6 protein-coding genes are annotated in these 5,536 nt (G+C 43.5%); 1 reads left to right on the top strand and 5 read right to left on the bottom strand.

Features of this window, described 5'->3' with window-relative positions; genetic code table 11:
- Positions 1-180, bottom strand: a 180-nt coding sequence (locus tag ACEW80_RS23990) for a DUF4347 domain-containing protein (RefSeq protein WP_373528991.1), incomplete at its 3' end; no start/stop codon positions are given.
- Between the two features lie 254 nt (positions 181-434).
- Here ACEW80_RS23990 and ACEW80_RS23985 point away from each other — a divergent pair.
- On the top strand, positions 435-3,674 hold the full coding sequence (locus ACEW80_RS23985; RefSeq protein WP_373528990.1) for a TIGR03032 family protein: 3,240 nt from the start codon (positions 435-437) through the stop codon (positions 3,672-3,674).
- Between the two features lie 92 nt (positions 3,675-3,766).
- Here the strand turns inward: ACEW80_RS23985 and ACEW80_RS23980 are convergent, their stop codons facing one another.
- The 4 genes from ACEW80_RS23980 to ACEW80_RS23965 all read right to left on the bottom strand — a co-directional run bounded on the left by ACEW80_RS23980 (position 3,767) and on the right by ACEW80_RS23965 (position 5,441).
- Positions 3,767-4,078: a hypothetical protein gene (locus ACEW80_RS23980; RefSeq protein ID WP_373528989.1), complete on the bottom strand. Its 312-nt coding sequence runs from the start codon at positions 4,076-4,078 to the stop codon at positions 3,767-3,769.
- A gap of 139 nt (positions 4,079-4,217) precedes the next feature.
- Positions 4,218-4,544 carry an acyl carrier protein gene (locus tag ACEW80_RS23975; protein ID WP_373528988.1) on the bottom strand — a complete coding sequence of 109 codons (327 nt, stop codon included), beginning with the start codon at positions 4,542-4,544 and terminating at the stop codon, positions 4,218-4,220.
- The gene (locus tag ACEW80_RS23970; protein WP_373528987.1) at positions 4,534-4,743 is read right to left on the bottom strand and encodes a hypothetical protein; all 210 of its coding nucleotides are present in this window, start codon (positions 4,741-4,743) and stop codon (positions 4,534-4,536) included. Before ACEW80_RS23970 ends, ACEW80_RS23975 begins: the two co-directional genes overlap by 11 nt.
- A complete protein-coding gene (locus ACEW80_RS23965) occupies positions 4,743-5,441 on the bottom strand; it encodes a hypothetical protein (RefSeq protein WP_373528986.1) in 699 nt (232 codons plus the stop codon). Before ACEW80_RS23965 ends, ACEW80_RS23970 begins: the two co-directional genes overlap by 1 nt.
- Positions 5,442-5,536: the final 95 nt, after the last annotated feature.

Here is a 5,536-nt window from a genome sequence, read left to right as displayed (position 1 = left end):
CTGGATACTGGCTGCGGGATGGTTTTTTGAGAGAGCGGTGATTTGGGCGATGCCGTCTTGGTGTTTGTTGAGGACAGTTACTTGGGCTGTGGGTATGATGCCTTGGGCAAGTATTTGATGATCGTCAATTGCTGAGTCGATAATGACTAGGGTGTGCTTTGTGATAGTTGCAGTTGTCATGATGCTTAAGTATTTCCCTGTTTTGGTATTAATTTGACCTTGGGTAAAATCACTTGGTGGTCAGATCGCCAACTTCTCTAAGAAGTCGGGGATATTAAAGCTCCTTAGGAGGATTGCGGCGGGGGCGAGAAATGTTCTAATGAATGTTACGTAGCTATTGACTTGATTTTGTGTGTATGTATAGTTAATAACTAAACGCCCAACACTTTAGCAATGTTTACTGCTAATGTCAAAAGTTATATTTTTTTTTGCCAATGATCGTACAATCCACTGCTAAAGCTGCTCTCCCTGTAGAAATACTCGCCTCGCGTAATTTCATCGACTGGCTGCAATCCCAGCAAATTAGTCTGGCTTTCTCTACCTATCAAAGTTCGCGTCTGATGCTGTTAGGGGTGAATACCCACGGACAATTGTCGGGATTTGAGCGCGTTTTTGACCGCGCAATGGGGTTATATGCTACCCCAGAACGAATTTATCTCAGTTCTAGATCCCAACTCTGGCAGTTAGACAATGTGCTGACTCCAGGACAATTTTATGATGGTTATGACAAGCTGTATATTCCCCGGATTGCTTATACTACTGGGGATTTAGATATTCATGATTTGGCGGTGGAAGCTGATAACGAACGCATTATTTTTATCAGTACTATATTAAATTGTCTGGCAACGGTGAGCGATCGCCATAGTTGCATTCCTTTATGGAAACCTAAATTTATTTCTAGTTTGGTAAATGAAGATCGTTGTCACCTCAATGGTTTGGCGATGGTGGACGGTAAACCCCGCTATGTTACCCTCTGTGGTGAATCTGATGTAGTGGATGGTTGGCGGGACAAGCGACAAGGCGGCGGTTGTATTATTGATATTCAATCTGATCGGGTGATTGCTAGGGGTTTATCTATGCCCCACGCCCCACGATTTTATCAGGGTAAATTGTGGTTGCTGAATGCTGGCACGGGGGAATTTGGCTATATCGATTCCGATGGAGTATTTCAGCCTGTTGCTTTTTGTCCCGGTTTTCTGCGTGGTTTGGCATTTAGTGGCGATTATGCCGTTGTCGGCTTATCTAAACCCCGCGACAAAACTTTTTCTGGTTTAAAACTGGATGAGAATTTAGTCAATAAAAATGCTGAACCCCGATGTGGGTTGATGGTGATTGACTTGAAAACGGGTCAAGTTGTCCACTGGCTACGTCTAGAAGGAGAAGTAACGGAACTTTATGATGTGCAGGTGTTAACAGGAGTCCGTCGCCCACAAGCGTTAGGATTCCAGACTCAGGAGATTCAGCACTTGATTACCCTCGATCCACGTTCTCCTCTCATAGAGGGAAATTTGCAAACTGACAAGTCAGCGCCTACACAAAAATTTACTGACAATACAAATCGGAACAATACGATATGTGCAATCACGCCTCAGAATCAAGACTGGCCTAATTCTGATTGGTTATGGCCAACCCCGAAGCACCAATTAAGAGCCGTAGAACAGCTTTATCAACAAGCATTAGCTTTACAAACACAACTACAATTTACAGAAGCGATCGCTTTATACGAACAGATAATCGCCCAATATCCCCAATATGCTCCCGCTTGGTATCAGTTGGGCGTAATTATGGACAATCAAGGACAAACTAACCAAGCTATTCTGGCTTACCAACAGGCATTGACCATTAACCCGAAATATGCAGAAGCACATAATAGTTTAGGTATTGTGGAAGTAGCCCAGAAAAACTTAGAAAAAGCGATCGCTTGTTTTGAGTCTGCAATTCTCAGCAACCCAAACTATGCTTTTGCTCACAATAATCTTGGTCTAGCTTGGCAAATGCAAGGTAAGCTATCAGCAGCAGCAGCTAAGTTTCAAGAGGCTTTACAGAAAAATCCCGATTATCCAGAAGCTTATCTGAATCTGGGCATAGTCTTAGAGGCGCAAGAGAATTTAGAAGGTGCGATCACTTGTTATCGTTTAGCTATTCGCTATAACCCAGACTATATTAAAGCATATAACCGTTTAGGGGCAGCACTGTTATCTTTGGCGATCTCTAGCAATGGTCAAGTAGATGAAGCCAGGGTAGTATTTGAAAAGGTTTTACAACTCCAACCAGACTCGGCTGAAGCATTCAATTACTTGTTTTACCTCAAAGAAATGAGTTGCGATTGGCGTAGTCGTCAGTCTGATTTAACCCGCATCTGGGAACAAACTCTCTCTGAGGTTGAGAAGGCAAAACCGACAACAATCGGCCCCTTTGATAGCTTACACAAGTCTTGGGACAAGACTTTTTTGCTAGAAATAGCTCGGACTCATGGAGAAAATATTAAAGCACAATGGGCAAGTCAAAAGCAATCTCTCAATTTTACTCATTCCCGTTCTTTGAATGGGCGGCTACGCATTGGCTATTTATCCAATGATTTCCGCAATCATGCTACTAGTCATTTGATGAAAAGCTTATTTAACCTGCACGAGCAAGCTAATTTTGAGATATTTGCTTACTCTTTCGGCGCAGACGACAATAGCGAATACCGCCAACACATCGCTGTTAACAGCGAACACTTCCGAGATATTACTACTTTATCTATAGAAGAAAGCGCCCACCAAATTTATGATGATGGCATTCATATATTAATCGATCTCAAAGGTTACACTGCTGGTTCTCGCAGTGCTATTTTGGCTTTGCGCCCTGCTCCCATTCAGGTCAGTTATTTGGGCTATCCTGGAACGATGGGTGCTGATTTTATAGATTATATTATTAGCGATCCAGTAGTCACACCGCCAGAATTTGCTGATGGTTTTAGCGAGAAGCTAGTCACCTTACCCCACAGCTATCAAATCAACGATTATCAACAAGTGATCGCTTCTACCCCTGTGACTCGTTCTCAATATGGTTTACCTGAGTCGGGTTTTGTCTTTTGCTGCTTCAATAACAACTATAAAATTGAACCGCAGATTTTCGATGTTTGGATGAGAATTCTCGCCGCAGTTCCAGATAGTGTGTTGTGGTTACTTGTGAGATTTACTGCTGCTGAGGATAATCTTAAAAAAGAAGCCCAAGCGCGAGGAATTAATCGCGATCGCTTAATTTTTGCCCAATATCACACCAAAGCAGAACATTTAGCAAGACATCAATTAGCAGACTTATTTCTAGATACCCTTTATTATAATGCTCACACTACTGCTAGTGATGCTTTATGGGCAGGTTTACCAGTCGTCACTTGTATAGGAAAAACCTTTGCTTCTCGTGTTGGGGCTAGTTTGCTAACAGCAGTTGGTTTACCAGACTTAATCACTAATAACTTAAAGCAATATGAGCAATTGGCAATAGATTTAGGCGATTCCCCTATAGCATTGCCGGAACTCAAACAGAGATTAGCACAAAATCGTACCACTTATCCTTTGTTTGACACACCACGATTTACCCGCAATCTTGAACTTGCCTACTTTGCTATGTGGGAGATTTATGCTGCTGGGAACCCGCCAAAAACAATAGAAGTAAGTAATACTAAATAACCACTAATAGATACTTATACACACTCTTAAAAATTCCAAATTTCAACAACTTTTATGAAGTCGGGAATCTGGACACCGCAAATTTTCACATCTTACTCATTCCAATTAATCAGCACCCCATCCACACAAGCAATTCCCCACTGCGGAAACTTCGCCAGCAATTTCTTGATCACGATTACAAGCGCCGGATCATCACTCCAACACTCGTGCAAGAATTCTAACCCCGGATTCTGCCCCGAATTCGCCGCAACCTTGAGTTTCTGCATCCGCTCCGGTCGCAGATTTGACCTCCCTACAATCGCCTCATGCGACCATTTCTCAGCACTGGGGACAGGCGCGGCGGAACTTTCACCCTCATCAACTGCTTTGACTTCTACACCCGAAACTTGGTTTTCTGCCGACAAGGAAGCAGAATAACCCTGTTCTACTTATTCTGGTGTTTAATTAGCGTAGACGTGAAACGGCTTGTCATTAGACATTACTGAACTTAAAGAAAATTCATTTAGATTGCTTGCTAGGTGCAAACCGAACAGTTGGTAAACTCTACACAATTGCAGGTGTTTTGGCGCTACTAATTCCGCGTGGTGACGTAATAGCATCAGTAGGTTTAATTACCTCTGCCAATGCGTCTAGTTGAACTCCTAGATAATCAGAGTTTTGTAAGATTTCGGGATTGACAAAATCATGTTTGAGCAAAGCGTAGATACAAACCCTTCCATCAGAGAATTGTCTATACCGCAGAGATGGATTGTAGCCCATATCCTCTAATAATTTGAGGGTTTGTGCAACAGTCATATTTTGCACAGCAGTCAGTTCTACAGCTAAAAATACTTCCCCAGGCTTCGGAATTAGTGGAAGTTCAAGTGTCATAAATTTCTCCCTCAAATTGACATTCGTAGCGTTTTCCTCTACCTACTTTCTTGGGTTGCCCAATGAGCCGCACAACTGTTTTACCTTCAATAGTTGCCTCTTGTGCTTTTATCTGACATTTTTGCATGGCTTCTGCTTCATTGTCAGCCCAAACATAATCAGTCCAGACTTCTTTGGGTTTTTCTGGGTCTTCTAGCATTATTTTAGTTTAGCATTCCAATCAATTAACACCCCATCCACAATCGTAATCCCCCACTGCGGACACTTCGCCAATAGTTTTTTAATCACAATTTGCAAAGCCGGATCATCATTCCAGCACTCGTGCAAGAAGTCAAACCCCGGATTCTGCGCCGAATTCCCCGCAAGTTTGAGTTTCTGCATACGCTCTGGTCGAATCTGCGACCTCGCTACAATCGCCTCGTGCGACCATTTTTCAGGATTTGGCACAAGCGCGGCGGTGAGGGAGTCGCAGTCTTGGCGGTTCCCGTCGATTGCGAACTCCCGAACCCGGAGGGAACTTTCACCCTCATCAACTGTTTTGATTTCTACACCCGAAACTGAGTTTTCAACCGTAAACGTTGCAGAATAACCTTGCTCTACTTGCCCCTGTATTTGATTAGCGATCGCTGAACCTAAACAAAATTCATTTTCAGCAACAGACGCGGCGGAACAAGTAACTTCAAGACAATCTTTCGGCTCAACACTACAATCTTGGTTTTCAGCCAACAACGTTCGCGCAGCGTCTCGTAGAGAAGCGGGATTACTTTGTGCAGCATCCACAAGCGCCAGCGTCGTGCAGTCCATTGCCACAGGCAAGTCTTCCTCATTCTCTGACACGCTTTCAACAATCTGAGGCGACGCGACCCCCAAGGGAGCGATCGCCACCTGCACATTCACCCAGTATTTCTTGGAGATAGAGCGGTACTACAAGAACTGAAATTAATTAGCGATCGCCACCTGCACATTCACCCAGTATTTCTTGACTACCCTCA

The organism is Nostoc sp. (genome assembly GCF_041747015.1).
GTDB lineage: Bacteria > Cyanobacteriota > Cyanobacteriia > Cyanobacteriales > Nostocaceae > Nostoc.
Note: the sequence above shows the minus strand (reverse complement) of the source record. Positions and strands in the feature narration are given on the sequence as shown.

Bases quoted from the DNA above. Each gene is read 5' to 3' on its own strand.
- ACEW80_RS23985 (WP_373528990.1), top strand. From the start codon at position 435: ATGATCGTACAATCCACTGCTAAAGCTGCTCTCCCTGTAGAAATACTC.
- ACEW80_RS23975 (WP_373528988.1), bottom strand. From the start codon at position 4,544: ATGACACTTGAACTTCCACTAATTCCGAAGCCTGGGGAAGTATTTTTA.
- ACEW80_RS23970 (WP_373528987.1), bottom strand. From the start codon at position 4,743: ATGCTAGAAGACCCAGAAAAACCCAAAGAAGTCTGGACTGATTATGTT.